This is a genomic window from Streptomyces sp. DSM 110735, from assembly GCF_016482685.1.
Lineage (GTDB): Bacteria > Actinomycetota > Actinomycetes > Streptomycetales > Streptomycetaceae > Streptomyces.
In genome coordinates, this window is the sequence record NZ_JACYHF010000008.1 from 82852 (window position 1) to 107611 (window position 24760).

Genomic DNA, 24760 nt, shown 5'->3' on the forward strand with positions numbered 1-24760 from the left:
CCGGTTGGCTCCCCGGAGGGGGCGCCCGGGAGACCGCCGTCGGGATCGCCCTCCGGTAGCTGCCAGAGCCCGTCCCCTCCCCCGCTCACGCCGACGCCCCGATCGCCATCGGCACGCCCCGGGGCACGCCCGTGCGCAGTTGGAGGGCCAGGCGGACGTCGTCCGCCGTGGGGCGGTCGTGACCGGCCAGGTCGGCGATGGTCCAGGCGACCCGGAGCACCCGGTCGATGCCGCGCGCGGTGAGGACGCCGCGCTCCAGACCGCGCTCGGCCTCGTCCATCGCGCCGGGCTCCGCGTGGAAGCGGGTGCGCAGCTCACGGCCGGGGACCTCGCTGTTGGTGCGCCAGGGACTGCCCGCCAGCCGGGCCACCGCGCGCTCACGGGCCGCGCCCACCCGCTCGGCGACGCTCGCGGTGGACTCGCCCCGGGCGCCGGGACCGGTGAGCTGGGCCCGGGTGACCGGGTCGACCTCGACGCGCAGGTCCACGCGGTCCAGGAGCGGACCGGACAGCCGGGACTGGTAGCGCCGGATCGCGGACGGCGGGCAGTCGCACAGCGAGTCGCGCTGGGAGAAGCGTCCGCAGGGGCAGGGGTTGGCCGCGAGGACCATCAGGAACCGGGCCGGGAACCGCACCACCCCGGCACTGCGCGCGATCACCACGTGCCCGGACTCCAGGGGCTGCCGCAGGGCGTCCAGGGTCTGGCTGTGGAACTCGGGTGCCTCGTCCAGGAAGAGCACGCCCCGGTGGGCCAGGGACACCGCGCCGGGGCGGGCGACGCCGGGACCGCCGCCGACGAGGGACTGCATGGTCGCCGAGTGGTGCGGGGCGCAGTACGGCGCCACGTCGACCAGCGGCTTGCCCGGGGGCAGCAGCCCGGCCACCGAGTGCACGGCGGTGACCTCCAGGGACTCCTCGCGGCTGAGCCGGGGCAGCACGGCGGGCAGCCGTTCGGCCAGCATGGTCTTGCCCGCGCCCGGCGGACCTTCGAGGAAGAGGTGGTGTCCTCCGGCGGCGGCCACCTCCAGGGCGGTACGGGCCGAGGTCTGGCCCACCACGTCGGCCAGGTCGTGCCCCTGGTCCTGCTGGGCGGCTCCGGCGCTGTGCATGGCGGCGGAGGCGCCCGTGCCGGGCATCCGCAGCCCGGCCAGGAGCGGGTCGGGGCGGCCCTCGGTGTCCGGTTCCTCGTCGGGCACGGGTTCGTCGGCGAGGACGGCGATCAGTTGCCGCAGGGTGCGCACCCCGAGGACGGACACCCCGGGGACCAGCGCGGCCTCGGCGGCGGCGCACTCGGGCACCACCACCTGCTGGTATCCGGCGTCGGCGGCGGCCAGCACGGCGGGCAGGATGCCCCGCACCGGGCGGACCCGGCCGTCCAGACCCAGTTCGCCGATCATCACGACGTCCGCCAGGACCCGGGGATCGATCCGCTCGGCGGCGCCGAGGATCGCGCAGGCCACGGCCACGTCGAACCCGGAGCCGCCCTTGGGCACCGAGGCGGGGCTGAGTCCGACGGTGAGCTTCTTCTGGGGCCACTCGCCGCCGGAGTTCACCACCGCCGCGCGGACCCGGTCCCGGCTCTCCGTGAGGCTCTTGTCCGGCAGCCCGACCAGGGCGAAGGCGGCGACCCCGGGCTCCAGGTCGGCCTGGACCTCCACGACGACGCCCTCGACACCGACCAGGGCCACCGAGCACGTACGCGCGAAACCCATCTCAGGCCACCCCCCGCGCGTGCTCCACGGCGGCCGCGCCCCGGCGGGGCAGCAGGACGCCGACCAGATCGACGCGGACGCCGCCGGGCGGGGCGCCTCCGTGCGAATGGACCCAGCGTTCGGCGAGTCCGAGGAGCCGCCGTGCCTTGCGTGGGGTGACGGCGGCCATCGGATGCTCGAAGCCGCCGCCCCTGCGGGTCTTCACCTCGCAGACGACCAGCGTGTCCCCGTCGCGGGCCACGATGTCGATCTCACCGGAGCGTCCGCAGCGCCAGTTGCGCTCCAGGACGCTCATCCCGGCCTCGGTCAGCCGCCGCGCGGCCAGATCCTCGCCGTACCTGCCCAGTCCACTGCGTGCCTTGCTCATGTCGGCACCACCTCCGGGACCCACGGTGACGCGGGTCCCGGAGTGGAGTGGATCTTGGTGGACTCTCCGGCGACTGTGGAAAACTCCGCCACCCCTGTGGGGGACATCGCCGGACCACAGCACCGCCCGGGGGACAAACGCCCACCCGTCAGCCGCTCGGCAGCTCCAGATCGCTCTTGTTCAGCTCCTCGATGTTCACGTCCTTGAAGGTGAGGACGCGGACCTGCTTGACGAACCGGGCCGGGCGGTACATGTCCCAGACCCAGGCGTCCGCCATGGTCACCTCGAAGAACACCTCACCCTGGACCGAGTGCACCTGCATCTCGTAGTCGTTGGTGAGGTAGAAGCGCCGTTCCGTCTCGATCACGTATTTGAACAGACCGACGACGTCTCGGTACTCCCGGTAGAGCTTCAGCTCCATCTCGGTCTCGTACTTCTCGAGGTCCTCGGCGCTCATGGCATCCCCTTCAGCCGTGCGATCCCCCCATTGTGCGCCAGTCCCGCGGACCCTCAGACGATTTCGGTGTCCAGGATCACGGGGCCGACCGGGGGACCTTCGTCGAGCAGCGTGCGCAGCAGCCCGGCGAGTCTGGTCGGATACACCGTCTCATGGGCCCGCGCCAGTTCCCCGCACGTCCACCAGCGTGCTCCGCTGACGCTGCGCCGCTCCAGCTCGGTCAGACCGCCCGGGACGCTCTCGGCCGCCGTGGCCGTACGGGCCAGGAAGTACCACTCGTCCTGGTCCCAGCGGCGCCCCGCGAACGGGAACGAGCAACGGCGCCGCCACAGCACCGGACCGAGTTGGACGTCGGTGATCCCGGTCTCCTCGGCCAGTTCCCGCAGCGCCGCCTGCTCACGCGTCTCGTCGCCCTCCAGACCGCCGCCCGGGGTGAACCACCAGTCGTCGGCCGGATCGTCCGGCTCGTGCCCGTGCAGCAGCAGGATGCGGTCCTCGGGGTCGAGGAGTACGACCCGCGCCACCCGCCGCAGCCCGCCCGGGGAGCCGTCCCCGCGCCCGCCGTCGTCCAACGCGTCCAAGGCGTCCGCGCCGTCCGCGCCGTCCGCGCCGTTCACAGCCTTCTCCTCGCCCCGCCCGTCGCTCTCAGGCGGCACCGACGGCCTCCGGCTCGGTCCGGGCGCGCGAGCGGCCCAGGCGCGCCGCGATCGGCCCGTACGCGCCGCCCGCCAGCACCAGTACCGCGCCCGCGACGATCAGCAGCTCGATGGAGCGCAGCGGACCCGGCTGCGAGAGCTTCCCCAGCGTCTCGAAGCCCGTCGGTCGCGCGATCATGCCCTTCATCGGCCAGATCACGGAGTCCACCCGCGCCGAGACGGCGGAGCGGGCCACCGTGCCACCGGCCGCGTCGGTCAGGTGGGCGGTGGAGTCCAGCGAGCCCTGCCGCTCGTCACCGAGGAGGAAGAGGCGCCCCTTGGGCACGGTGACGGTCGGGATGCCGCCGATCTCCGCCTGGGTGCCCTTGGGCAGATACGGTTCCTCGATCGGCTTGCCGTTGACCGTGAGCTTGCCGTCGGTGCAGCAGGCGACCTTGTCGCCGCCGACCGCGACCACGCGCTTGACCACGTCGGCGTTGGTGACCCAGCTCTTGTCGCGGAAGACGACCACGTCACCGCGCCGGACATCCGCGCCGTCGACTCTCTGCGCCAGCACCCGGTCGCCCGCGTCGATGGTCGGGGTCATCGAGCTGGTGGGCACGGTGTACGGCCGGTACACCAGCGCCGCCCAGCCGAACCCGGCCAGAAAGAGCACGAGTCCGAGGGCCACCGCGATGCCCGAGAGCACCCCGCCGACGCCGCCGCCCGAGCCTTCGCCGCCGCGTGCGGCACTTCCCATGAGTCGTCTCCCGGTTCCGGCCCGCCGCCTGCCCGGCGAAGCACGATCCGGCCTGGATAGCACACCGGCCCCGGACACCGCGAGGGCGGTGCGCCCCGGAACCGGTGAAGATCCGGTGTCCGGGGCGCACCGCCCTCGGCTGCCGGGACCCGCGGCCGGGGTCCCTGCCGTACTGCTCCCCGGCGCCGTCGCGACTACTTCTGGTCGCCGAGCCCGGGCTGGTCGAAGGTGTCCGGGATGGGCAGCGTGCCCCAGCGGTTGATCGGCCACGCCTTGACGATCGCGCGTCCGACGACGTCCTTCACCGGGACCATGCCGTGGTGCTTGTCCATCTGGTTGTAGCGCGAGTCCCGCGAGTTCTGGCGGTGGTCGCCCATCACCCAGATGTAGCCCTTGGGGACCTTGACCTTGAACTGGCCGCCCTCGTCGTCCACGCTGCACGGGGTGTTGCCGGGGTAGACGAACGGTTCGTTCAGCGCCTTGCCGTTGACCTTCAGCGGGCCGTCGTTCTTGCACTCGACGGTGTCGCCGCCGACGCCGATGACGCGCTTGATGAGGTCCTTCTCCTCGGCGGACGGCATGAGACCGATCCAGCTCAGACCCTTCTGGATCGCGTTCTGCTCCGGCGTGGGCTCGCCCTGCAGCCAGTTGTCGGGGTCGTGGAAGACCACGACCTCGCCGCGCTCGGGCTGGGAGCCGAACCACGGCGTGAGCTTGTCCACCAGGACGCGGTCACCCTGCTGGAGGGTGTTCTGCATCGAGTCGGACGGGATCGAGAACGCCTGCACCAGGAACGTCTTGATCAGCAGGGCGAGGACGAGCGCGATGCCGACCAGGATCGGCAGTTCCTTCCAGAAGGAGCGCGGCTTGTTCGGCCGGCGTCCGGCCTCGTCCCCGCCGTGCGAACGGCCCTCGGGCGGGGTGCCGTCACCGTCCGCCGCGGAGCCGTTCGCGGAGTTCACCGCGCCGGCCTGGGCCTCGGCTCCGGACGCCGCGGACCGGCCGCCGTGCTCCTCGCCGTCGTGCCCGGACCGTGCGCCAACCGCCACATCCCCCACGCCAACTCCTCACTCTCTGCCGCCGCCTGCCCCGGAGCCGGTGCAGGCCCACCACTCCCATAACGAGCGGGAGTTCCGCAGGGGTCGGGAGCCGGGTCATTCCGTTCGGGTCGTCCGAGGCAACCCTATGCGACGGGCGAGGGGCGGCAGCCGCTCCCGACACGGAGTCGGTGACGCTTGCGAAGGTTTTAGGTTCCTCCAGGCGCGTCCAGTGGGCGAACGGCCAGCCGATCACCATGGCGCGGCCCACCACCGAGGTCTCGGCGACCGTGCCGCCGTAGGAGGTGTTCTGGTGGTAGCGGGAGTCGGCGGAGTTGCCGCGGTGGTCGCCCATCACCCACAGGCGCCCCTTGGGCACCGTGATGTCGAAGGGCATGGTGGAGGGGGCGTTGCCGGGGTAGAGGTAGTCGGTCTCGGACAGGGGGACGCCGTTGACCGTGACCTTGCCGTCGGCGTCGCAGCACTTGACGTGGTCGCCGCCGACCCCGATGACCCGCTTGATCAGGTCCTTCTCGTTGTCGGAGGGCAGCAGTCCGATGAAGGTCAGCCCCTCCTTGACCTGCTTGACGCCGACGGGGTCGTTCTTCTTCGGCGTCTGCTCGTCGTTCAGCCAGCCGCCCGGGTCGTGGAAGACCACCACGTCCCCGCGCTTGGGCTCGGAGCCGAACCACGGCGTGAACTTGTCGACCAGCACCCGGTCGCCGATCCGGATCGTCTGCTCCATGGAGCCCGAGGGGATCACGAACGCCTGCACCAGGAAGGTCTTCAGGACCAGCGCGATGAGGACGGCGACGCCGATGAGCAGCGGGATCTCGCGCACGGCCGAACGTCTGCGCTTGCGCTTGACCTTGCGCTGGAGCTTGCGCCGCTCGGCGCGCGATCTGCCCGGCGCCGGGCGGGTGGCGCGCCGCACCCCGGTGGGCAGCAGCTCCTCGGCGGAGGCGCCGGGCACCCCGCGCGGCCTTCCACGATTACCCATGCGTGCCCTCCGCGGCCGGCACGCGCGCGTAGGCGGCGGGACGCTCCAGGCGCGTCCAGCGGTCGTACGGCCATACGATCCAGTCGGCCCGGCCGACGACGGCGCCGACCGGGATCATGCCGCCGCCCGGCGAACCGAGATGGTCGCGAGAGTCGCTGGAGCGGCTGCGGTGGTCGCCGAGGAGGAACAGCCGTCCCCCGGGCACCACGACGTCGAAGGGCACACCGGACGGTGCGTTCCCGGGATGGAGGAACGCCGTCTCGTCGACCGCCCGGCCGTTCACCTCGATCCTCCCCTTCTTGTCGCAGCAGACGACATGGTCGCCACCCACCCCCACTACGCGCTTGATGTAGTCGGCGTCGCCGAAGTACCCGGTGCCGTCGAAGACGACCACGTCGCCGCGGTGCGGCTGGGCACCGAAACGGTACGCCAACTTATTTACGAGTACGCGGTCCCCGATCCTCAATCCCGGCTCCATCGATCCACTCGGAATCTGGAACGGACGCACCACGAACGCGTTGAGGAGGAGCAGGAAGACCAGACAGGTCAGGGCGGTCAGGGTGATACGGCCGCCCGGCAGCCACCCGGCGGTCCGCTCCACCAACGCGAAACGCGACCGCGCCTCCTCACCCGGAATCCCGGGCGGGGAGGTGCGGTCGCGTTCCGTCTGCTGTGCTTCGGTGTCCATCGGGGCCAGATGCTATCCGGCCCCGTTGTGACTCCGGGAAGGCACTCAGTTGTCGCGCTTCTCCTTGATCTTCGCGGCCTTGCCGCGCAGCTCACGGAGGTAGTACAGCTTGGCGCGGCGCACGTCACCACGGGTGACGAGCTCGATCTTCTCGACGATCGGGGTGTGCACCGGGAAGGTGCGCTCGACGCCGACGGAGAACGAGACCTTGCGGACCGTGAAGGTCTCGCGGACACCGGAGCCCTGGCGGCGGATCACGACGCCCTTGAACTGCTGCACACGGGAGCGGTTGCCCTCGATGACGCGCACGTGGACGTTGACGGTGTCACCCGGGCGGAAGGCCGGGATGTCGCTGCGCAGCGACGCGACGTCGACGGTGTCGAGCAGGTGAGACATTTCGTCTGCTTTCTTCGCTGATGCCACAGGTCATCAACGGAAGCTAGGTGGAACAACAGGGTCTGCCGTGCGGGTCGGAACGGGCGTCGTGTCCCCCTGTGGCAGGGGCGCACGCCGGACGGACGCACAACAGCGGACTATTCTTCCACGCTCTCGGTCCTGCGCCAAAATCGCCCGAACGGCACCCCTTCGGGATCGGGCGCCCAGCCCAGGATCGAGAGCATCTCCCGGTCCTTCTTGTCGAAGACCTTCGGGTCGCACCGCTCGATCAGATCGGGCCGGTTGAGGGTCGTACGGCGCAGTGCCTCGTCGCGGCGCCAGCGGGCGATCTTGCCGTGGTGGCCGCTGAGCAGCACCTCGGGGATGTTCCTCTCGCGCCACACCGGCGGCTTGGTGTAGACGGGTCCCTCCAGGAGGTTCGCCATCGCGCCGGGAGCGAAGGAGTCGTCCCGGTGGGACTCGGCGTTGCCCAGGACACCGGGGAGCAGCCGCGCCACTGCCTCCGTGATGACCAGGACGGCCGCCTCGCCGCCCGCGAGGACGTAGTCGCCGATGGAGACCTCGTAGACCGGCATCCGGGTCGCGTACTCGTCCATCACGCGCCGGTCGATGCCCTCGTACCGCGCCGGGGTGAAGATCAGCCAGGGGCGCTCCGACAGCTCGACGGCCAGTTCCTGGGTGAAGGGACGGCCGCTGGGCGTCGGGACGATCAGCGCGGGAGCCTGGGCGCCGGACTCGTAGCCGTCGGCCAGGACGGTGTCCAGGGCGTCGCCCCACGCCTCGGTCTTCATGACCATGCCGGGTCCGCCGCCGTAGGGGGTGTCGTCGACCGTGTTGTGCCGGTCGTACGTCCAGGAGCGCAGGTCGTGCAGGTGCACGCCGAGCTGTCCCCGGGCGCGCGCCTTGCCCACGAGGGAGACGTTCAGCGGCTCCAGGTACTCCGGGAAGATCGTGACGACGTCGAGCCTCATGCGTCCTCGTCCTCGTCCCGCGACGAGGCGATCTCCGCGTTGTCGTCGATCAGACCGGGCGGGGGCGTGATGACCGCCTTCTGCTCCGCCAGGTCGATCTCGCGGACGATCTCTTCCACGAAGGGGATCATGACCTCGCTGCCGTCCGGGCGCTCGACGATGAACAGGTCCTGCGAGGGCAGATGGGAGATCTCGGTGATCCTGCCGACCTCCGTGCCGTCCGCGGTGACCACGTCGAGGTCCATGAGCTGATGGTCGTAGTACTCGTCCTCCTCCTCGGGGAGTTCGTCCGGGTCCACGTCGGCGATCAGCAGGGTGTTGCGCAGCGCCTCGGCGCCGGTCCGGTCGTTCACCCCCTCGAAGCGCAGGAGGAGACGGCCGCTGTGGACGCGGCCCGCGGCGATGGTCAGCGGCCCGGCCGAAGCCGGGTCGGTGGTCAGGACGGCGCCCGGCCCGAGCCGCAGCTCCGGCTCGTCGGTACGCACCTCGACGGTGACCTCGCCCTTGATGCCATGAGCACGGCCGATCCGTGCGACTACCAACTGCACGAGTCCAACTCTCCTGTCATACGACTACGGGCCGGGGACGGCCCAGTGGCCCTCCCCGGCCCGAGCCGGATTGCTGTGATGCGTCAGCGGACGTGATCCACGTCGACCAGGTCGACGCGGACACCACGGCCGCCGATGGCGCCCACGACGGTGCGCAGGGCACGCGCGGTACGGCCGTTGCGACCGATCACCTTGCCGAGGTCGTCGGGGTGCACCCGGACCTCCAGCACGCGCCCGCGGCGCAGGTTGCGCGAGGCGACCTGCACGTCGTCAGGGTTGTCGACGATGCCCTTCACGAGGTGCTCAAGCGCCTCTTCGAGCATGGTGCTCAGGCCTCGGTCGACTCGGACTCGGCAGCGGCCTCGTCCTTCTTCTCAGCCTTCTTCTTCTGGGTGATGGCCTCACCCTTGCCCTCGGTGTCGCCACCGAGCGCCTCGAACGACGGGCGGGCCGGCTTCGGCTCGGCGACGAGCAGCGGCGCGGGAGCCGGCTCGCCCTTGAACTTCTGCCAGTCGCCGGTCTTCTTCAGAATGGCGAGAACCGGCTCGGTCGGCTGCGCGCCGACACCCAGCCAGTAGGCGACGCGGTCGGCGTCCACCTCGATGACCGACGGGTTGTAGGTCGGGTGGTACTTGCCGATCTCCTCGATGGCCCGGCCGTCACGGCGGGTACGGGAGTCGGCGACGACGATGCGGTAGTGAGGCGAACGGATCTTGCCCAGACGCTTCAGCTTGATCTTGACTGCCACGGGAGTGAGTTCTCCAGGTTTTGACGTGTTGGGCACGGCGGAGTTGCCGCGTGGGGTTGCGGTACCCGAGTGCCCGATGGACGCGTCAGCCGGAGGAGAGAGGGGTCCTGTGCGACTGTCGAGTACAGCTAGCCATTGTGCCATACCCTGCGGGGCTCTCTGGGACTGGGTTGGCGATCTTGGGCGTGCTTACAGGGCGCCCTGTGCTGCAGCCCTGCGCCCACCCGTGCCGCCCTGCGGCACGACTGCCCGCAGGGGGGATGGGGTGGGGTGGGGTGGCTGACGATGCGGCTGCCACGAGCAGCCGTGGCGTCAGCTTGCCGCCGCCACCGCTTCCGGGATGCGGAACGGCTTGCCGCAGCCGCCGCAGACGATGGGGGCCTGTTCGAGGACCGAGGGGACCACGCGGACGTTGCGACCGCAGTCGCAGACCGCCTTGACGCGGACCCCGCCGCCGGAGGAACCGTGCCGGGCGGCAGGACCCCGGAAGGAGCGGGCGGTGTCGGCGGAGGTGGCCACCGTGTGCGCCTTCAGGGCGCGCTGGAGGCGTTCGATGGTCGGACGGTACCGCCGCTTGGCCTCGGGATTGAGCGTGACCAGCGAGAAACCGCTGCTGGGGTGCGGCTCCTCGGGGTGGTCCAGGCCCAGTTCCTCGGCGACGGCCAGGAAGCGGCGGTTGTGGTAGCGACCGGCGCGCGAGGTGTCACGGACACCCCGGGCGGCGGCGATGCCGTGGACTGCCTCGTGCAGCAGTCGCTCGAAGGAGAGCTCGTGTCCGCACGCGGACGACGACTCCCCGATCAGGGATTCCGGCGCGGCGAGGTCCGGCAGCTCGGGGTGGTACCGCTGAATGTCGGCCCACGCCTGTGCCAGCTCCGCGGCGAGGACAGGTGGTGTCTGTGTCGTGCTCACGTAATGACAACGAGCGTGGGTGCCCTCGTGTTCCTATTCCGGGGCATCTCAAATAATTTGCACCTACCCGTCAGTTGCCGCCGATGCGGCCGACGCGGGGCGGGTACGGCGATCTGCGGAAGAAGCCGCACAGCTCGTACCAAGCCGGTGCTCAGCGGGGCTCCCGGCCCCCGCGACGTTACCGGTGCCCGCTCGCCGCCCCGCACCCGCCCCTCAGGTTGCGGGGGCGTGAAATCTCGCCACACACGCCCACACCCCCCAAGCCGGACGCCGCAACCACTGGACGCCACCGCGCGCCCGGAGTTACCTGGCATACGTGGAGTGCGCGCACGACCACGGGGGGGCCACGCCCACGGGCACGTACGCGAACTGTCGGCGATTGGGGCGCTTACCTATGACACCTACGCTCGTGCGGGAGCACCTGTCCCACGCGGGTTCCGCACCACCCGGCGCGGACCCCCGAGCACGCGCGCGCGACTGGTCCGAGATCCAGGAGCGCATGTGGGAACCGCTCTACGAGAGTGTGTACGACCGACTCGATGTCGGACCCGGCACCCGGCTGCTCGGTCTGCGCTGCGGCTCCGGGCTCGCCCTGCTGCTCGCGGCGGCGCGGGGCGCCACCGTCACCGGGGCCGACTCCTCACCGGAACGGCTCGCGCTCGCCCGTGACCGCCTGGCGCCGGACGCGGCGCGGGGCGCGGACACGGCCGCCCCGGGTCCCTGGCTGCTGGACACCCTGCCCACACGGGCGGACGCGCCCGGCTACGACCTGATCACCGTCTTCGATCCCATCGGCTGCCGCTCCGGCGACGCCGGCTCCCTCGGCGCGCTGCTGGCCGACGCCCTTCCCCTCGCGGCGCGCGGCGCGGCCGTCGTGCTCACCGCCTGGGGCCCGCCGGAGCGGTGCGCGACCTCCGCCGTCCTGGGGGTGGCCGCGAAGCTGGCCGACCCGCTGCACGGCGTGCGCGGGCGGCGTCCGGGGCGCCGGGACGACCTGGAGGAGGTCGCCCAGCGTGCGGGGCTGCGCCCTGACGGCTCGGGGCGGGTCGCCTGCCCCTTCGGCTACGCCGGTCCGGACAGCGCCGTACGCGGGCTGCTGTCGACCGGTCTGTTCGACGCGGCGATCACGGCGACCGACCGCAAGCAGGTGGAGAAGGAGCTGACGGAGGCGCTGCATCCGTATCTGCGCGCGGACGGCATCGTGTGGATGCCGAACGTCTTCCGGTATCTGATAGCCCGCGTGCCCTGACCCGTCCCCGCACGCGCGAGGGCGCCCCTCGTGAAGAAGGGCGCCCTCGGGGAGGTCGTACGCGGGGCTCGGTCAGCCCATGAACTTCTTGAACTCGTCGGGCAGTTCGAAGTCCTGGCCGCCCTGCTGCGGCGGGACACCGAAGGCGCCTCCGCCCTGCGCGGCGGCTTCGCGGCGCTGGGCCTCCTCCAGCTCCTGCTGCTGGCGCTTCATCGGGTTGCCCGAACGCTGCTTGCCCTTGGCCTTCTTCGGCTGCTTCTTGCTGCGGCCGGGACCGCCGCCCATGCCCGGCATCCCCGGCATGCCCGGCATCCCGCCGCCCTGGGCCATGCGGGACATCATCTTGCGGGCCTCGAAGAAGCGCTCCACCAGACCCTTGACCGCGCTGACCTCGACACCGGAACCCTTGGCGATACGGGCGCGGCGGGAGCCGTTGATGATCGTCGGGTCCTGGCGCTCGGCCGGGGTCATCGACTTGATGATGGCGGCCGTGCGGTCCACGTCGCGCTCGTCGATGTTGTTGATCTGCTCCTTGATCTGGCCCATGCCGGGGAGCATGCCGAGCAGCTTGGAGATGCTGCCCATCTTCCTGACCTGTTCCATCTGGGACAGGAAGTCGTCCAGGGTGAAGTCCTGGCCCTTCTTCGACGCCAGCTTGGAGGCCATCTTCTGGGCCTCTTCCTGGCTGAACGTCTTCTCCGCCTGCTCGATCAGGGTGAGCAGGTCACCCATGTCGAGGATGCGGGAGGCCATCCGGTCGGGGTGGAACGCGTCGAACTCGTCCAGCTTCTCGCCGTTGGACGCGAACATGATCGGCTTGCCGGTGACCTGACGGATCGACAGGGCGGCACCACCGCGGGCGTCGCCGTCGAGCTTGGAGAGCACCACGCCGTCGAAGCCGACGCCGTCGCGGAACGCCTCGGCGGTGTTGACCGCGTCCTGACCGATCATCGCGTCGACGACGAAGAGGATCTCGTCCGGCGAGACCGCGTCACGGATGTCCGCGGCCTGCTGCATCATCTCCTGGTCGATGCCCAGGCGCCCTGCGGTGTCCACGATCACGATGTCGTGGACCTTGGACTTCGCGAAGTCGATGGAGTCCTTGGCGACCTTGACCGGGTCGCCGACGCCGTTGCCCGGCTCCGGCGCGTAGACCGCGACACCGGCGCGTTCGGCGACGACGCTGAGCTGGTTGACGGCGTTGGGGCGCTGGAGGTCACAGGCGACGAGCAGCGGGGAGTGGCCCTGCTCCTTGAGCCAGCGGCCGAGCTTGCCCGCGAGCGTGGTCTTACCGGCGCCCTGGAGACCGGCCAGCATGATCACGGTGGGGGGCTGCTTGGCGAAGCGGAGACGGCGGGTCTCGCCGCCCAGGATGGTGATCAGCTCGTCGTTGACGACCTTGAGCACCTGCTGGGCGGGGTTCAGTGCCCGGGAGACCTCGGCGCCGAGCGCCCTTTCCTTGACGTTCTTGATGAACGAGCGGACGACAGGGAGCGCGACGTCGGCCTCAAGGAGGGCGATGCGGATCTCGCGGGCCGTGGCGTCGATGTCCGCCTCGGTCAGCAGACCCTTGCCCCGGAGAGACTTGAAAGTCGCTGACAGGCGGTCGGAGAGAGTATCGAACACGGCGGCGTCGGTCCTCGGGGTCGGAGTCGTTCTGGGCTGCCCTCCAGGGTATCCGGCCGCGCAGGCAAATCACCCCCGCCCACGGACAACCGGTGTGCGCTCAGGAGCGCAGCGTCTCCTCCAGTGCCCGCGCCAGCGATCCGGCGTCCTCGACGGGCAGGGGCGCGTCCGTGCCGGTCGTGACGTAGAAGGCGTCCACGGCGTTGGCGCCGAGCGTGCTCACGTGCATGCTCCGTACCCGTACGCCCGCCTTCTCCAGGGCCGTGCCGATGCGGAAGAGCAGGCCCGGGGCGTCCTGGGCGCGGACCTCGATGACCGTGGCGTGGTGGGAGGCGGCGGGGGCGACGGTGACGCGGGGCGGTGGGGCGGGCCAGCCGCGGCGGCGGGGATAGGCGGCGTCCCGTTCGGCGAGGCGTCCGGTGATGTCGAGGGTGCCGTCCAGGGCGCGGACCAGGTCGGCGCGGAGGCGGGCGGCCTGGGGCAGGGAGCCGTACTCGGCGGCGACGCGCCAGTCCAGGAGCAGGACGGAGCCCCCCTCGTCCACGGCGTCGGGCAGCCGCAGGGCGCGCAGCTCGGCGGTGCGGACGGTGAGCCGGTGCACGGCGAGGACGCCCGCGACGGCGGGCAGGACGCCGGGCTGGTCGGGTACGGCGATGAGGAGTTCGACGCCGAGCGGCTCGGGTTCGCCGGAGTGCTCGTCCGCGACGGCGGGCTCGGTCTGGGCGCGCAGGGCGAGGACGGGACCGCCGGTGCGGTGCGCCTCGATGGCGAGGCGTTCCTGTTCGGCGGTGGGGGCGCCGGGGTCGGGTTCGTCGGGGGTGTCCCCGGCGAGGACGGCGGAGACGCGGCGTACGAGGTCGTCCACGAGGGAGCCGCGCCAGGAGGACCAGGCGGCGGGCCCGGTGGCCAGCGCGTCGGCCTCGGTGAGGGCGTGCAGGAGTTCCAGGGTGCTCTGGGTGCCGACCGCCTCGGCGACGGCGCGGACGGTGGCGGGGTCGTCCAGGTCGCGCCGGGTGGCGGTCTCGACCAGGAGCAGATGGTGGCGGACGAGGGTGGAGAGCACGCTCACGTCGGCGCGGTCGAAGCCGATGCGGGCGGCGACGTCCTTGGCGATGATCTCCCCGGCCACCGAGTGGTCGCCGGGCCAGCCCTTGCCGATGTCGTGCAGCAGGGCGGCGACGAGGAGCAGGTCGGGGCGGCTGACGCGGCGGGTGAGGGCGGAGGCGCGGACGGCGGTCTCGATGAGGTGCCGGTCGACGGTCCAGACGTGGACGGCGTTGCGCTGCGGGCGGCAGCGGACCCGCTCCCAGTCGGGGAGCAGGCGGCTGATCAGCCCCTCGGACTCCAGTGCCTCCCAGACGTCGACGGTCGGGCGCCCCGAGCCGAGCAGGGTGACGAGCTGCTCGCGTGCCTCGGCGGGCCAGGGGGTGGGCAGCGGGCGGGCGAGGGCGGCCATGCGGCGCACGGCGTGCGGGGAGAGCGGGAGCCCGGCCTGGGCCGCGGCGGCGGCGGCGCGCAGCGGGAGGACGGGGTCGCGTTCGGGGCGCGCGGCGCGGGCGAGGACTGCCTCGCCGTCCTGCTCGACGACGCCCTCGGCGAGCGGTGAGCGCTCGACGGGCGGTTTCCCGCCGCCGAGCATGGCGCGCAGCCGGGGGCGTACGGCGCGCGAGCGCAGCACGCGCCCCACTTCGCGCCAGGTGACGTCGCCCGCGTAGGAGATGATCCCGGCGGCCTCGTAGACCTGGCGGAGCAGGGTGTCGGCGTCGAGGAGCCCGAGTTCGGCGGCGACCTGGTCCTGTTCCTGGAGGGCGAGGCGGTCGGTGGCACGCCCGGTGACGAGGTGGAGGGCGTCGCGGGCGTCGAGGAGGCGGCGGCGGGCGTCGGCCAGTCCCTCGCGGGGTGCGTCGGCGAGCCAGGAGGCGGCGACGGCACGCAGGGCGGTGGCGTCGCGCAGACCGCCGTGCGCCTCCTTGAGGTCGGGTTCGAGGAGGTAGCGCAACTCGCCCTGGCGTTCGGCGCGTTCGGCGCACAGTTCCTGGAGTTCGGGCAGGCGTTTGGGTGCCTGGTTGCGCCAGTCGGCGAGGACGGCGGTGCGCAGTCCGGCGGTGAGTCCGAGGTCGCCGACGAGGTGGCGGGCGTCGAGGAGTCCGAGGTGCACCTTGAGGTCCTCGCCCGCGGTCTTGCGGGCCTCGGCGGGGGTGCGTACGGAGTGGTCGAGGGTGAGGCCGAGGTCCCAGACGGGGTACCAGAGGCGGTCGGCGAGGGCGGCGACGGCGGTGGGGTCGCTGCCGTCGTGCAGCAGCAGGAGGTCGAGGTCGCTGCGCGGGGAGAGTTCGCCGCGTCCGTAGCCGCCGACGGCGACGAGGGAGACGCCCTTGACGCCGGGGGCGGCGGCGCCGAAGAGTCCGGCGAGCCAGTCGTCGGTCAGTTCGGCGAGGGCGGCACGGCGCGGCGGCCCGGGCCGCTCCCCCTCGGTGAGGAGGCGCAGCCGGGCCGCCGCGTAGCCGCTGGGTCGTCCCGAGTCGTCCGCTTCTTTCCGGTCATCCCGGTCATCCGTACGCGTCACCCAGCGGCTCCTGTTCGTGTCGTCGTGCTCAGAGCGCGTCCGGGCCGCGCTCGCCGGTGCGGACCCGTACGGCCGTGTCGACCGGTACGGACCAGACCTTGCCGTCTCCGATCTTGCCGGTGCGGGCTGCCTTGACGACGACGTCGATGAGCTGGTCGGCGTCGTCGTCCTCGGCCAGCACCTCGATGCGGATCTTGGGGACGAGGTCGACGGTGTACTCGGCGCCCCGGTAGACCTCGGTGTGACCCCGCTGGCGGCCGTAGCCGCTCGCCTCGGTGACGGTGAGCCCGTGGACCCCGAAAGCCTGGAGGGCTTCCTTGATCTCGTCGAGGCGGTGCGGCTTGACGACCGCGGTGATCAGCTTCATGCGTCCACCTTCTTGTTGGGCGAAGCGGCCGTGGCGGGGGCGCCGGCGACGACTCCGCCGCCCGCTCCGCTGAAGTCGTATGCGGTCTCGGCGTGCTCGGCGCGGTCGATGCCGGAGACCTCGACGTCCTCGGGGACGCGCATCCCGATGGTCTTGTCGAGGAGGAAGGCGAGGACGGCGGAGACGATCAGGGAGTAGGCGAGGACCGCGAAGACTCCGGCGCACTGCTTCCAGAGCTGGTCGAAGCTGTGGTCGCCGTAGAAGACACCGGTGGCGGCGGACTGGCCCTTGCCGGTGGCGAAGAAGCCGATCAGCAGGGAGCCGACGATGCCGCCGACCATGTGGACGCCGACGACGTCGAGGGAGTCGTCGTAGCCGAACCTGAACTTCAGGCCGACGGCGGCGGCGCAGGCGACACCGGCGATGGCGCCGACGGCGATCGCGCCGAGCGGGGAGACGGCGCCGCCGGACGGGGTGATGGCGACCAGACCCGCGACCGCGCCGGAGGCGGCGCCGAGGGTGGTGAACGCGCCGTGCTTGATCTTCTCGTAGGCGAGCCAGGCGAGCATGGCGGCGGCGGTGGCGACCTGGGTGTTGACGAACATCAGCGCGCCGACGCCGTCGTCGTTGCCGAGCCAGGAACCGGCGTTGAAGCCGAACCAGCCGAACCACAGCAGACCGGCGCCGAGCATGACCAGGGGCAGGCTGTGCGGGCGCATCGGGTCCTTCTTGAAGCCGACGCGCTTGCCGATGACGAGGATGACGCCGAGGGCGGCGGCACCGGCGTTGATGTGGACGGCCGTACCACCGGCGAAGTCGATGACGCCGAGCTTGTACGCCCAGCCGTCCGCGCCCCAGACCCAGTGGGCGACGGGGACGTAGACGATCGTGCCCCACAGGGCGACGAAGAGCGCCCACGCGGTGAACTTCACGCGGTCGGCGAGGGCGCCGCTGATCAGCGCCGGGGTGATGATGGCGAACATCATCTGGAAGACCATGAAGACGAAGACCGGGATGGTGTACCCGGGCCACAGCTCCGTGAGGCCGATGTCGCTGAGGCCGATCCAGTCGGCGTTCCACCCGATGAACGGGGAGCCCGAGCCGAAGGCGAGCGAGAAGCCGTAGAGCACCCAGAGGATGGTGATGATCCCGATGCTGATGAAGCTCATCATCAGCATGTTGAGGGTGCTCTTGACGCGGACCATGCCTCCGTAGAAGAAGGCCAGGCCCGGGGTCATGAGCAACACCAGGGCGGAACAGATCAGCATGAAGCCTGTGTTCGCGGAGGACAGTTTGGGTGCCTCCGCCGCAAGCGTGATGGCTGGAGCCATCGGCGTCTCCTCATCGGTGGGTACGGCCCCGTGCGGGCGCGGTGCCTGAGCGGTCCGGTCGGTTGAGGGGGGCGGTTATGGGCCACGAGACTGACGCAGCGCGGTTTCGGTGGGCGCCCCTCGCTGTTTCACCGGGGTGACGAAGGCACCTCGCGTGTTACGCGTGGATGAATTGCCGGATGCCGGGCGCGGCGATCGTTATCGTGACGCAACCATCCGCCGGGGGGCGGGCACGGACGGGAAACCGGCCGCGTCCGGCCTCTCGATGACCTGGCATGGGGGAGCCGAGTCGGGCAGTTCGGGAGGACCGGCCGCGGCCGGGGCAGGGGGTGCCGGGCTCAGACCGCCTCGGCGGACTCCGGGAGGTCGCTGGCGAGCTGGTCGGTGAGGTCGACCACGACGGCGAGGTCCCCGAAATCGCGTACGGCCGTGTCGACCGTCTTGCGGATGCGGGTGTTGACGCGCTCGGAGCGGACCTTGCGGGCTATGTCCATGGCGCGCTTGGCGTACTCGGTGCTGTGCTCGGGCTCGCGCTGGAGCAGGTGCACGGTGGCCATGCCGATGAGGTTGAGCGCGTAGGAGCGCTGGTGCTCGTCGTCCTTGGCGAACAGCTCGACCGCGCGCTCCATGAGGGGCTCGGCGAGGGAGGCGTAGGTGGGGCTGCGGCCCGCCACGTACGCGAGGTCGCGGAAGGAGTGGCTGTTCTCGCCGTGCAGTTCGGCCTCGGAGAAGAAGCGGATCCAGTCGGGGTCCGGCTCGTCCCACTCGTCGGACTCGGAGAAGGTGTCCTCGGCCATGCGGACGGCGCGCTTGCACTTGCCGGGCTGCCCCATGTTGGCGTAGGCGCGGGCCTCCATCGCATACAGCATGGACTGGGTGCGGGGTCCGGCGCAGTCGCGGCTGCCGTACTGCGCGAGGTGGATCAGCTCCAGGGCGTCGTCGGGGCGGCCGAGATGGATCATCTGGCGGCTCATGCTGGAGAGGATGTACGACCCGAGGGGCTTGTCCCCGGCTTCCTTGGCGGCGTGCAGGGCGAGGACGAAGTACTTCTGCGCGGTGGGCTGGAGACCGACGTCGTACGACATCCACCCGGCCAGCTCGGCCAGTTCGGCGGCGACCTTGAAGAGGCGGCGGGTGGTGGCCTCGGGCTGGGGCTCCTGGAGGAGGTCGGTGACCTCGTGGAGCTGGCCGACGACCGCCTTGCGGCGCAGTCCGCCGCCGCACTGGGCGTCCCACTGGCGGAACATCCGGGTGGTGGACTCGAGCAGCTCCAGCTCGGGGCGGGAGAGCCGCCCGGGCCTTCGGGAGTCGTGCAGCGGGTCGGGTCCGGGGGGCAGCGGGGAGGAGGGCGAGGGCACCAGCCAGCGCTGCATGGGTTCGACGAGGGCGGGTCCGGCGGCCAGACCGAGCGAGGTGCCGAGGAAGCCGCGCCGGGCGAGCATCAGGTCGCTGCGGGAGAACTCGCTGAGCAGGGCGACGGTCTGCGGGCCGGTCCAGGGCAGGTCGACGCCGGTGGCGGACGGGGACTGGCGGGCGACGCGCAGACCGAGGTCGTCGGTGGAGACGACGCAGCCGAAGCGCTCGGAGAACAGCTCGGAGAGGATGCGCGGGATGGGCTCGCGCGGGTTCTCCCCGTCGAGCCAGCGGCGCACGCGCGAGGTGTCGGTGGAGATGTGGTTGGCGCCGAGCTGGCGGGCCCTGCGGTTCACCTGCCGGGCCAGCTCGCCCTTCGACCAGCCGCTGCGCACGAACCACGAGCCGAGCAGCTCGTTGGGGCGCTTGTCAGCGTTCGTCCCGCCTCCGCCGTTGCCGCCCACTGGAACGCCCCCATCCCTGAAACCCTGTCGCCGTGCGCCAAGCCCTATCAGAATGCCGGTAAATACGGCCTCCCGTCCGGCGGTTCTCACCCTTCGAACGAGCTGACGACTTGCCTCCGGCATACCCACGAAGGCAAGTGCCCCCGGGGCTCGCATACTCACAGTAACCCCACGATCACCCTTCCAACCACGGCGATCCTTGAAACGCCACCATTCGCCACCCCTTCGAATGAACTCACGATCGCGTCCTCGCGATTCACTTGACATAGGACGGACGGAAGTGGGCGGAGCGGAGCGCGCGGGGGCGCATGGAACCCCGCGCACCACCCGCCGCGCCACGACGCGCCGCCTTGCTCCCGGGGCACCCCGGGAAGGCGGATGTCGTGGCGTCACGTTCCGCATCCATCTCGCTCCGGTTCGTAACCACCGGCGCGCTGGACCCGTTGGAGGGGGCATGGGCTTCACGATCGGCGGCATTCGCGAGATCCGCTCCGGCACGCGTCGGCGCGGCCGCTCGTCGGAGTGCACGGCCGTCGCCGAGTTCACGGGTCTGTGGGGCTGGGACGTGGTGCCGGGCGCGCGGGCCGCCGGGGGTGTCTGCTCCTGCGGGCGTACGGACTGCCCGGCGCCGGGCGCGCATCCGCTGGAGTTCGCCGCGCCGGTGCCCGCCGGGGCCACCCTTGACGAGGTGGGCCGCGCCTGGGCGGAGGTGCCGGGCGCCTCGGCGATGCTGCCGGTGGGCGGCGCGTTCGACGTGATCGAGGTGGCCGAGCCCGCCGGGCGTCGCGCCCTGGTCCGTCTGGAGCGCATGGGTCTGCCCCTCGGCCCGGTCGCCGCGACCCCCGAGGGCCGCGCCCACTTCCTGGTCGCCCCCGGCGCCGCCGCCGAGCTGCCCCGATTGCTCTACCGCCTCGGCTGGGACGACCCCGCCGCCCTGGACCTGCGCGGACTCGGCCCGGGTACGTACATCACCGCCCCGCCCTCCGACCGCGGCGGCCGCGGTCCGGTGCGCTGGCTGCGACCCCCGGCGCTGGACAGCGCGACCCGGCTTCCGGCGGCCCGGCTCCTGCTGGGGACGCTGGCGTATGTGGCGCACCGGTCGCGGGCGGGGGCGTAGGGAGCCTTCGGATGCGCCGGCTCACCGGCTCGTACGGCGAAGCGCCCGTCCCCCAACGTGGTGTGGGGACGGGCGCTTCGCCGTGGAGTGGGGGGTGATCGCGTCCGGTGGCTCAGTCACCGAGAAGCGCGTCCACGAACGCCTCCGGATCGAAGGGCGCCAGGTCGTCGGGACCCTCGCCCAGGCCGATCAGCTTGACCGGCACGCCCAGCTCGTTCTGCACGGCGATGACGATGCCGCCCTTGGCGGTGCCGTCGAGCTTGGTCAGCACGATGCCGGTGATGTCCACGACCTCGGAGAAGACGCGGGCCTGCACCAGACCGTTCTGCCCTGTGGTGGCGTCGAGCACGAGCAGCACCTCGTCGAGCGGGGCGTGCTTCTCCACGACGCGCTTGACCTTGCCCAGCTCGTCCATGAGGCCGGTCTTGGTGTGCAGACGTCCCGCGGTGTCGATGAGCACCACGTCGACGTCCATCTCCTTGCCCTCCTTCACCGCGTCGAACGCGACGGAGGCGGGGTCGCCGGCCTCCGGGCCGCGCACGGTGTAGGCGCCGACGCGCTCGCCCCAGGTCTGGAGCTGGTCGGCGGCGGCGGCGCGGAAGGTGTCGGCGGCGCCGAGGACGACGGTGCGGCCGTCGGCGACCAGGACGCGGGCGAGCTTGCCGGTGGTGGTGGTCTTGCCGGTGCCGTTGACGCCGACGACCATCACGATGCCGGGCTTGCGGCCCTCGGGCTCGGTCTTGACCTCGCGGTCCATGTCCGTGCCGACGAGCTTGAGCAGCTCCTCGCGGAGCAGACCGCGCAGTTCCTCGGGGGTGCGGGTGCCGAGCACCTTGACGCGCTCGCGCAGCCGCTCGACCAGTTCCTGGGTGGGCTGCACGCCGACGTCGGCGGTGAGGAGGGTGTCCTCGATCTCCTCCCAGGTGTCCTCGTCCAGGTGCTCGCGCGAGAGCAGCGTGAGCAGGCCCTTGCCGAGGGCGTTCTGGGAGCGGGAGAGACGGGCGCGGAGGCGGATGAGCCGCCCCGCGGTGGGCTCCGGGATCTCGATCTCGGGAGCCTTCTCGGCGGCGGGTGGCTCCTCGACGGTGGTGGTCCCGCCGCCCGGGAGGTCCACCTCCTCGATCGTCCGGCGCGGTTCGTCGCGCGGAGTCTCGGCCTCTTCGCCGACCTGTGGCTCGGCCGGGGGCGCGGTGAGGTCGGGCGCGGCGGGCGGCGGCGGTGGCAGCTTCTTCTTCTTGAGAGTGCTGCCGATGAGGAGCCCGCCGAGCGCGCCGAGCACGACCACGGCGATGACTACAGCAAGGATGATGGTTTCCATAACGCGTCCAGTATCGGCCATGGGGTATCCGCCGAAGAGGCTTGCGGACGCTTGTCGCTTCCTCCAAGAGACAAATGCCACAGGAGCAATGGAGTCGGATTAAACTACGATGACGTTTGGCTCCGCCGCGCGCGTTGAGCCCGTCGTCCTCGTCCCCCACCGCTAGGACACCCCTTTTTCATGAGCAAGACGGCCGCGCGCGAGAGCGCGCTGGAAACCCGTGGCATCGAGCCGGTCCCCGATCACGAACGCACCGCGCGCACGCGCGGGCTCTTCCCCACCTGGGTGGGCGCCAACATCAGCGTGCTGCTGCTCACGATGGGCGCGAGCCTGGTGGTGTCGTACCACCTGAACTTCTGGCAGGCGCTCGTCGTCGCGGGCGTCGCGCCCGTCGTCTCCTACGGCCTGGTCGGGCTGCTCGGCATCGCGGGCAAGCGGGGTGCCGCGCCCGGTATGGCGCTGTCGCGGGCGGTCTTCGGACAGCGCGGCAATCTGCTGCCCGGTTCGCTGATCTGGGTCGCGCGCTGGGGCTGGGAGACGATCAACGCGGTGACCGGCGCGTACGCGCTGCTGACGATCCTGGACCTCGGTCTCGGCATCAAGGCGAACGGCGTGCTGGACATGGTCACGCTGCTGCTCTTCGTGATCGCGACCTTCGCGATCTCCGGGCTCGGCATCAACGCCGTGCAGAAGTGCAGCAAGTACGCGACGTATCTCTTCGGCGTCTTCTCGGTCCTGGTGCTCGGGTACCTCGCGGTGCACACCCACTGGTCGCAGGTGATGCACCAGGGCGCCGGGTCCACGGCGTCGCTGATCACCGCCGTCGGCATGATCGCGGCGGGTGGCGTGAGCTGGATCCCGTCCGCGCCGGACTTCACGCGCTATCTGCCGCGTACGGCGTCCTCCAGGGCGATCGTCGGGAACACGGTCGGCGGTGCGGGCATCGTCGTCCTGCCGCTGGTGCTGATGGGCGCGGTCATGGCGGTCGGCACGCCCGACCTCGCCTCGGCATCCGACCCGGTCTCCTTCCTCGGCACGATCCTGCCGCTGTGGATCACGGTGCCGTATCTGCTGATCGCGGTGGTCGGCATGCTGCTGATCAACTCGATGTCGATGTACTCGGCCGGTTTCACCGCGCAGACCCTCGGCTTCAAGATCCCGCGCCACTGGGCGGTCTCCGTGAACGCCGTGATCTCGCTGGCGCTGGGCGGCGTGCTGATGCTGGTGGCGACGAGCTTCATGGGCTCCTTCATCGCCTTCCTCTCCATGCTCGCGGTCGCCTTCTCCGCGTGGACCGGCGTCTTCGGCGCGGACATGTTCCGCCGCAAGGAGTACGACGCCCGCGCCATGGCCGACACCGGTCGCACCAGCGCCTACTGGTACCGGGCGGGCTTCTCCCCCGCCGCGGTGGCCTCCTGGGCGATCGGTCTGGTCTCCGGGCTGCTGTTCACGACGTCGGACTGGTTCAGCGGGCCGCTGGCGAAGAACAACTTCGTCGGCGAGTACGGGCTGGGCTGGGTCGCGGCGATCGTGGTCTCGGGCGGGCTGTACCTGCTGCTGCCGAAGCCGCGGGTCGCCTCGGCGGCACGGGCTGCGGTCCCTGCCGAGGAACGCGTCCCGGCCGCGGTCTGAACCCGTACGGGGAGTTCCCTCGCGGGGTCCCGCCTGGGCGAGGCGACGCGGCGGGAGGCGGACACCCGCGTCCGTCACGACGGCTACCTGTGGACGGTCACGGCGGTCTGGGAGCCCCTCCGCCCCCAGGGTCTCGGCCTCCACGAAGCCGAGACCCTGATCCACACCCGCTATGCCTCCCTCGCCCCCGCCCCTCGCCCACCCGACCCCCTCGACACTCCTTCCCTCACCGCCCGCGCCGCCGCCCTCCCGGGCCGCGTGATCGCCATCGAGGCGGTATGGGACGGCGACACCGTCCACGACTGGTTCGTCGTCCTCCTCGCCATCCTGGACACCGCACCCGGCGAGTCCCCCCTGGCCACGATCCACCACCGCCGGGACGCCCCCGCCCCCGCCACCCGAGCCACCGAGGCGGTCAGTGCCCTGGCCGCCCACCTCGACGTCCCGTTCCACTTCGCCTCCCCGGATGTTCCGGACGACGAGGCGCCACGGTGGCGGCGGAGCTGAGGGGTGGGGTGTGCGGTCCCGATCGGTCCGGGGAGGCTCGCGCGCTCCGGGTGGGAGACGCGCCGCCTACACCTGGCGCCGCTCCCACTGCTCCTTCGTGATCTCGTACCGCACTCCCCCGTGCTCGGAACCCTCGACCGCCATCATGTCGTCCGGCGTGGGGATGCTCTTCGCGAGCGTCATCCCGAGCTTCTCCATGACGTTGCGCGAAGGGCGGTTCACGGTCATCGTCTCGGCCCAGACCATGCGGATTCCAAGCTGGGCGAACCCCTTCGACAGCAGCGCCCGCGAGACCTCCGTGGCATAGCCCCGGTCCCAGGCCGCCCGGCGCAGACGGTAGCCGAGTTCGGCTTCCTCACGCGGACCGCCGCGGAGCGGACGCAGGCAGAACCAGCCGACGAACGCGCCGCCGTCCTTCTCGTGCGCGGCGAACAGACCGAGGTCGTGATCCCAGCGCTCGTAGCCCGCGAGGATGCTGGGTAGGGCGAGGTCGCGGATCTCCTCCGGCGGAGTCGGAGCGCCGCCGGTCAGGTAGCGCATCACCGCCGGGTCGCTGTCCAACTCGATCAGCAGGTCCGCGTCGGCGGCGGCGAAGGGGCGCAGGGTCAGGCGCTCGGACTCGAGGTAGGTGGTCACGTGAGGATCATGGGCCAGGGCGGGTCTGAGGGTCCACGCGTTTTCGGACCGCGTCCGAGGTCGACGTCCGTGGCTGGTCGGACTCGTGTGTCGCCCGAGCGGACTCTTGCTACGTCGGTCCAGGTCTGCGAGCCGTCCCGGCAGGATGTGTCGGCGTACGGGCGGAGTGCCGTCGGGCAGTCGGTCGCCGAGAGGGCCATCAACCACGGACCGCACCCCATCGGCATCCGTCACGCGCCGAACGCCACGCGCCCCATGCCCGCAGCAGCGCGTGAGCCGCCCCGGCCGGACACCGCCCACGTACCCGTGATGCCACCGCCCCGAAGGGACACCAGCCGACAGCCACCACACCCCGTAACTCCAA

At 71.5% G+C, this 24760-nt stretch carries 25 protein-coding genes; 4 read left to right on the forward strand and 21 right to left on the reverse strand.

Features of this window, described 5'->3' with window-relative positions; translation table 11 throughout:
* Nucleotides 1-85 precede the first annotated feature (85 nt).
* The 14 genes from IF655_RS15205 to IF655_RS15270 form a co-directional block, all read right to left on the reverse strand.
* Nucleotides 86-1711: a YifB family Mg chelatase-like AAA ATPase gene (locus IF655_RS15205; RefSeq protein WP_199585283.1), complete on the reverse strand. Its 1626-nt coding sequence runs from the start codon at nt 1709-1711 to the stop codon at nt 86-88.
* A 1-nt stretch (nt 1712) separates the two neighbouring features.
* Nucleotides 1713-2078, reverse strand: a complete 366-nt coding sequence (locus IF655_RS15210) for a YraN family protein (RefSeq protein ID WP_199585284.1) — start codon at nt 2076-2078, stop codon at nt 1713-1715.
* Nucleotides 2079-2226: 148 nt separating this feature from the next.
* A complete protein-coding gene (locus tag IF655_RS15215) occupies nt 2227-2535 on the reverse strand; it encodes a DUF2469 domain-containing protein (RefSeq protein WP_018544766.1) in 309 nt (102 codons plus the stop codon).
* A gap of 53 nt (nt 2536-2588) precedes the next feature.
* Entirely contained in the window at nt 2589-3116 is a 528-nt protein-coding gene (locus IF655_RS15220) for an NUDIX hydrolase (RefSeq protein WP_242488753.1), read from the reverse strand.
* Between the two features lie 64 nt (nt 3117-3180).
* Nucleotides 3181-3930, reverse strand: a complete 750-nt coding sequence (gene lepB, locus IF655_RS15225; RefSeq protein WP_199585285.1) for a signal peptidase I — start codon at nt 3928-3930, stop codon at nt 3181-3183.
* A 194-nt stretch (nt 3931-4124) separates the two neighbouring features.
* Nucleotides 4125-4892: a signal peptidase I gene (lepB, locus tag IF655_RS15230; RefSeq protein ID WP_307814931.1), complete on the reverse strand. Its 768-nt coding sequence runs from the start codon at nt 4890-4892 to the stop codon at nt 4125-4127.
* A complete protein-coding gene (gene lepB, locus IF655_RS15235) occupies nt 4858-5967 on the reverse strand; it encodes a signal peptidase I (protein ID WP_242488741.1) in 1110 nt (369 codons plus the stop codon). The genes lepB (IF655_RS15230) and lepB (IF655_RS15235) overlap by 35 nt, the downstream gene beginning before the upstream one ends.
* Nucleotides 5960-6655 (reverse strand): signal peptidase I, encoded by a 696-nt coding sequence (lepB, locus tag IF655_RS15240; protein WP_199585295.1) that lies wholly within the window; start codon nt 6653-6655, stop codon nt 5960-5962. Before lepB (IF655_RS15240) ends, lepB (IF655_RS15235) begins: the two co-directional genes overlap by 8 nt.
* 45 nt (nt 6656-6700) lie before the next feature.
* Entirely contained in the window at nt 6701-7051 is a 351-nt protein-coding gene (rplS, locus tag IF655_RS15245; RefSeq protein ID WP_018544760.1) for a 50S ribosomal protein L19, read from the reverse strand.
* Between the two features lie 137 nt (nt 7052-7188).
* Entirely contained in the window at nt 7189-8022 is an 834-nt protein-coding gene (gene trmD, locus IF655_RS15250) for a tRNA (guanosine(37)-N1)-methyltransferase TrmD (protein ID WP_199585297.1), read from the reverse strand.
* Nucleotides 8019-8570, reverse strand: a complete 552-nt coding sequence (rimM, locus tag IF655_RS15255) for a ribosome maturation factor RimM (RefSeq protein ID WP_199585299.1) — start codon at nt 8568-8570, stop codon at nt 8019-8021. The genes trmD and rimM overlap by 4 nt, the downstream gene beginning before the upstream one ends.
* A gap of 83 nt (nt 8571-8653) precedes the next feature.
* On the reverse strand, nt 8654-8893 hold the full coding sequence (locus IF655_RS15260; RefSeq protein WP_003973401.1) for an RNA-binding protein: 240 nt from the start codon (nt 8891-8893) through the stop codon (nt 8654-8656).
* 5 nt (nt 8894-8898) lie between these two features.
* The gene (gene rpsP, locus IF655_RS15265) at nt 8899-9318 is read right to left on the reverse strand and encodes a 30S ribosomal protein S16 (RefSeq protein WP_199585300.1); all 420 of its coding nucleotides are present in this window, start codon (nt 9316-9318) and stop codon (nt 8899-8901) included.
* Between the two features lie 312 nt (nt 9319-9630).
* The gene (locus IF655_RS15270) at nt 9631-10230 is read right to left on the reverse strand and encodes a hypothetical protein (protein ID WP_199585302.1); all 600 of its coding nucleotides are present in this window, start codon (nt 10228-10230) and stop codon (nt 9631-9633) included.
* 394 nt (nt 10231-10624) lie between these two features.
* Here IF655_RS15270 and IF655_RS15275 point away from each other — a divergent pair, with 394 nt between their 5' ends.
* On the forward strand, nt 10625-11479 hold the full coding sequence (locus tag IF655_RS15275; RefSeq protein ID WP_199585304.1) for a class I SAM-dependent methyltransferase: 855 nt from the start codon (nt 10625-10627) through the stop codon (nt 11477-11479).
* Between the two features lie 72 nt (nt 11480-11551).
* Here the strand turns inward: IF655_RS15275 and ffh are convergent, their stop codons facing one another.
* The 5 genes from ffh to IF655_RS15300 all read right to left on the reverse strand — a co-directional run bounded on the left by ffh (nt 11552) and on the right by IF655_RS15300 (nt 19186).
* The gene (ffh, locus tag IF655_RS15280) at nt 11552-13105 is read right to left on the reverse strand and encodes a signal recognition particle protein (protein WP_199585306.1); all 1554 of its coding nucleotides are present in this window, start codon (nt 13103-13105) and stop codon (nt 11552-11554) included.
* 100 nt (nt 13106-13205) lie between these two features.
* Nucleotides 13206-15671 (reverse strand): [protein-PII] uridylyltransferase, encoded by a 2466-nt coding sequence (locus IF655_RS15285; protein WP_199585307.1) that lies wholly within the window; start codon nt 15669-15671, stop codon nt 13206-13208.
* Nucleotides 15672-15699: 28 nt separating this feature from the next.
* Nucleotides 15700-16038, reverse strand: coding sequence for a P-II family nitrogen regulator (locus IF655_RS15290; RefSeq protein WP_199585309.1), 339 nt, complete (start codon nt 16036-16038; stop codon nt 15700-15702).
* Nucleotides 16035-17369 (reverse strand): ammonium transporter, encoded by a 1335-nt coding sequence (locus IF655_RS15295; RefSeq protein WP_199585311.1) that lies wholly within the window; start codon nt 17367-17369, stop codon nt 16035-16037. The genes IF655_RS15290 and IF655_RS15295 overlap by 4 nt, the downstream gene beginning before the upstream one ends.
* A 338-nt stretch (nt 17370-17707) precedes the next feature.
* Nucleotides 17708-19186 carry a hypothetical protein gene (locus IF655_RS15300; RefSeq protein ID WP_199585313.1) on the reverse strand — a complete coding sequence of 493 codons (1479 nt, stop codon included), beginning with the start codon at nt 19184-19186 and terminating at the stop codon, nt 17708-17710.
* A gap of 454 nt (nt 19187-19640) precedes the next feature.
* On the opposite strand from IF655_RS15300, the gene IF655_RS15305 reads away from it, so the two are divergent.
* The gene (locus IF655_RS15305; protein WP_199585315.1) at nt 19641-20303 is read left to right on the forward strand and encodes a bifunctional DNA primase/polymerase; all 663 of its coding nucleotides are present in this window, start codon (nt 19641-19643) and stop codon (nt 20301-20303) included.
* Between the two features lie 112 nt (nt 20304-20415).
* Here the strand turns inward: IF655_RS15305 and ftsY are convergent, their stop codons facing one another.
* Nucleotides 20416-21621: a signal recognition particle-docking protein FtsY gene (gene ftsY / locus IF655_RS15310; protein WP_199585317.1), complete on the reverse strand. Its 1206-nt coding sequence runs from the start codon at nt 21619-21621 to the stop codon at nt 20416-20418.
* A 180-nt stretch (nt 21622-21801) separates the two neighbouring features.
* Here ftsY and IF655_RS15315 point away from each other — a divergent pair, with 180 nt between their 5' ends.
* The gene (locus IF655_RS15315) at nt 21802-23253 is read left to right on the forward strand and encodes a cytosine permease (protein WP_199585319.1); all 1452 of its coding nucleotides are present in this window, start codon (nt 21802-21804) and stop codon (nt 23251-23253) included.
* A gap of 258 nt (nt 23254-23511) precedes the next feature.
* On the forward strand, nt 23512-23760 hold the full coding sequence (locus IF655_RS31175; protein WP_242488742.1) for a hypothetical protein: 249 nt from the start codon (nt 23512-23514) through the stop codon (nt 23758-23760).
* A 66-nt stretch (nt 23761-23826) separates the two neighbouring features.
* On the opposite strand, the gene IF655_RS15325 is transcribed toward IF655_RS31175, so the two are convergent.
* Nucleotides 23827-24396, reverse strand: coding sequence for a GNAT family N-acetyltransferase (locus IF655_RS15325; protein WP_199585320.1), 570 nt, complete (start codon nt 24394-24396; stop codon nt 23827-23829).
* Nucleotides 24397-24760 lie beyond the last annotated feature (364 nt).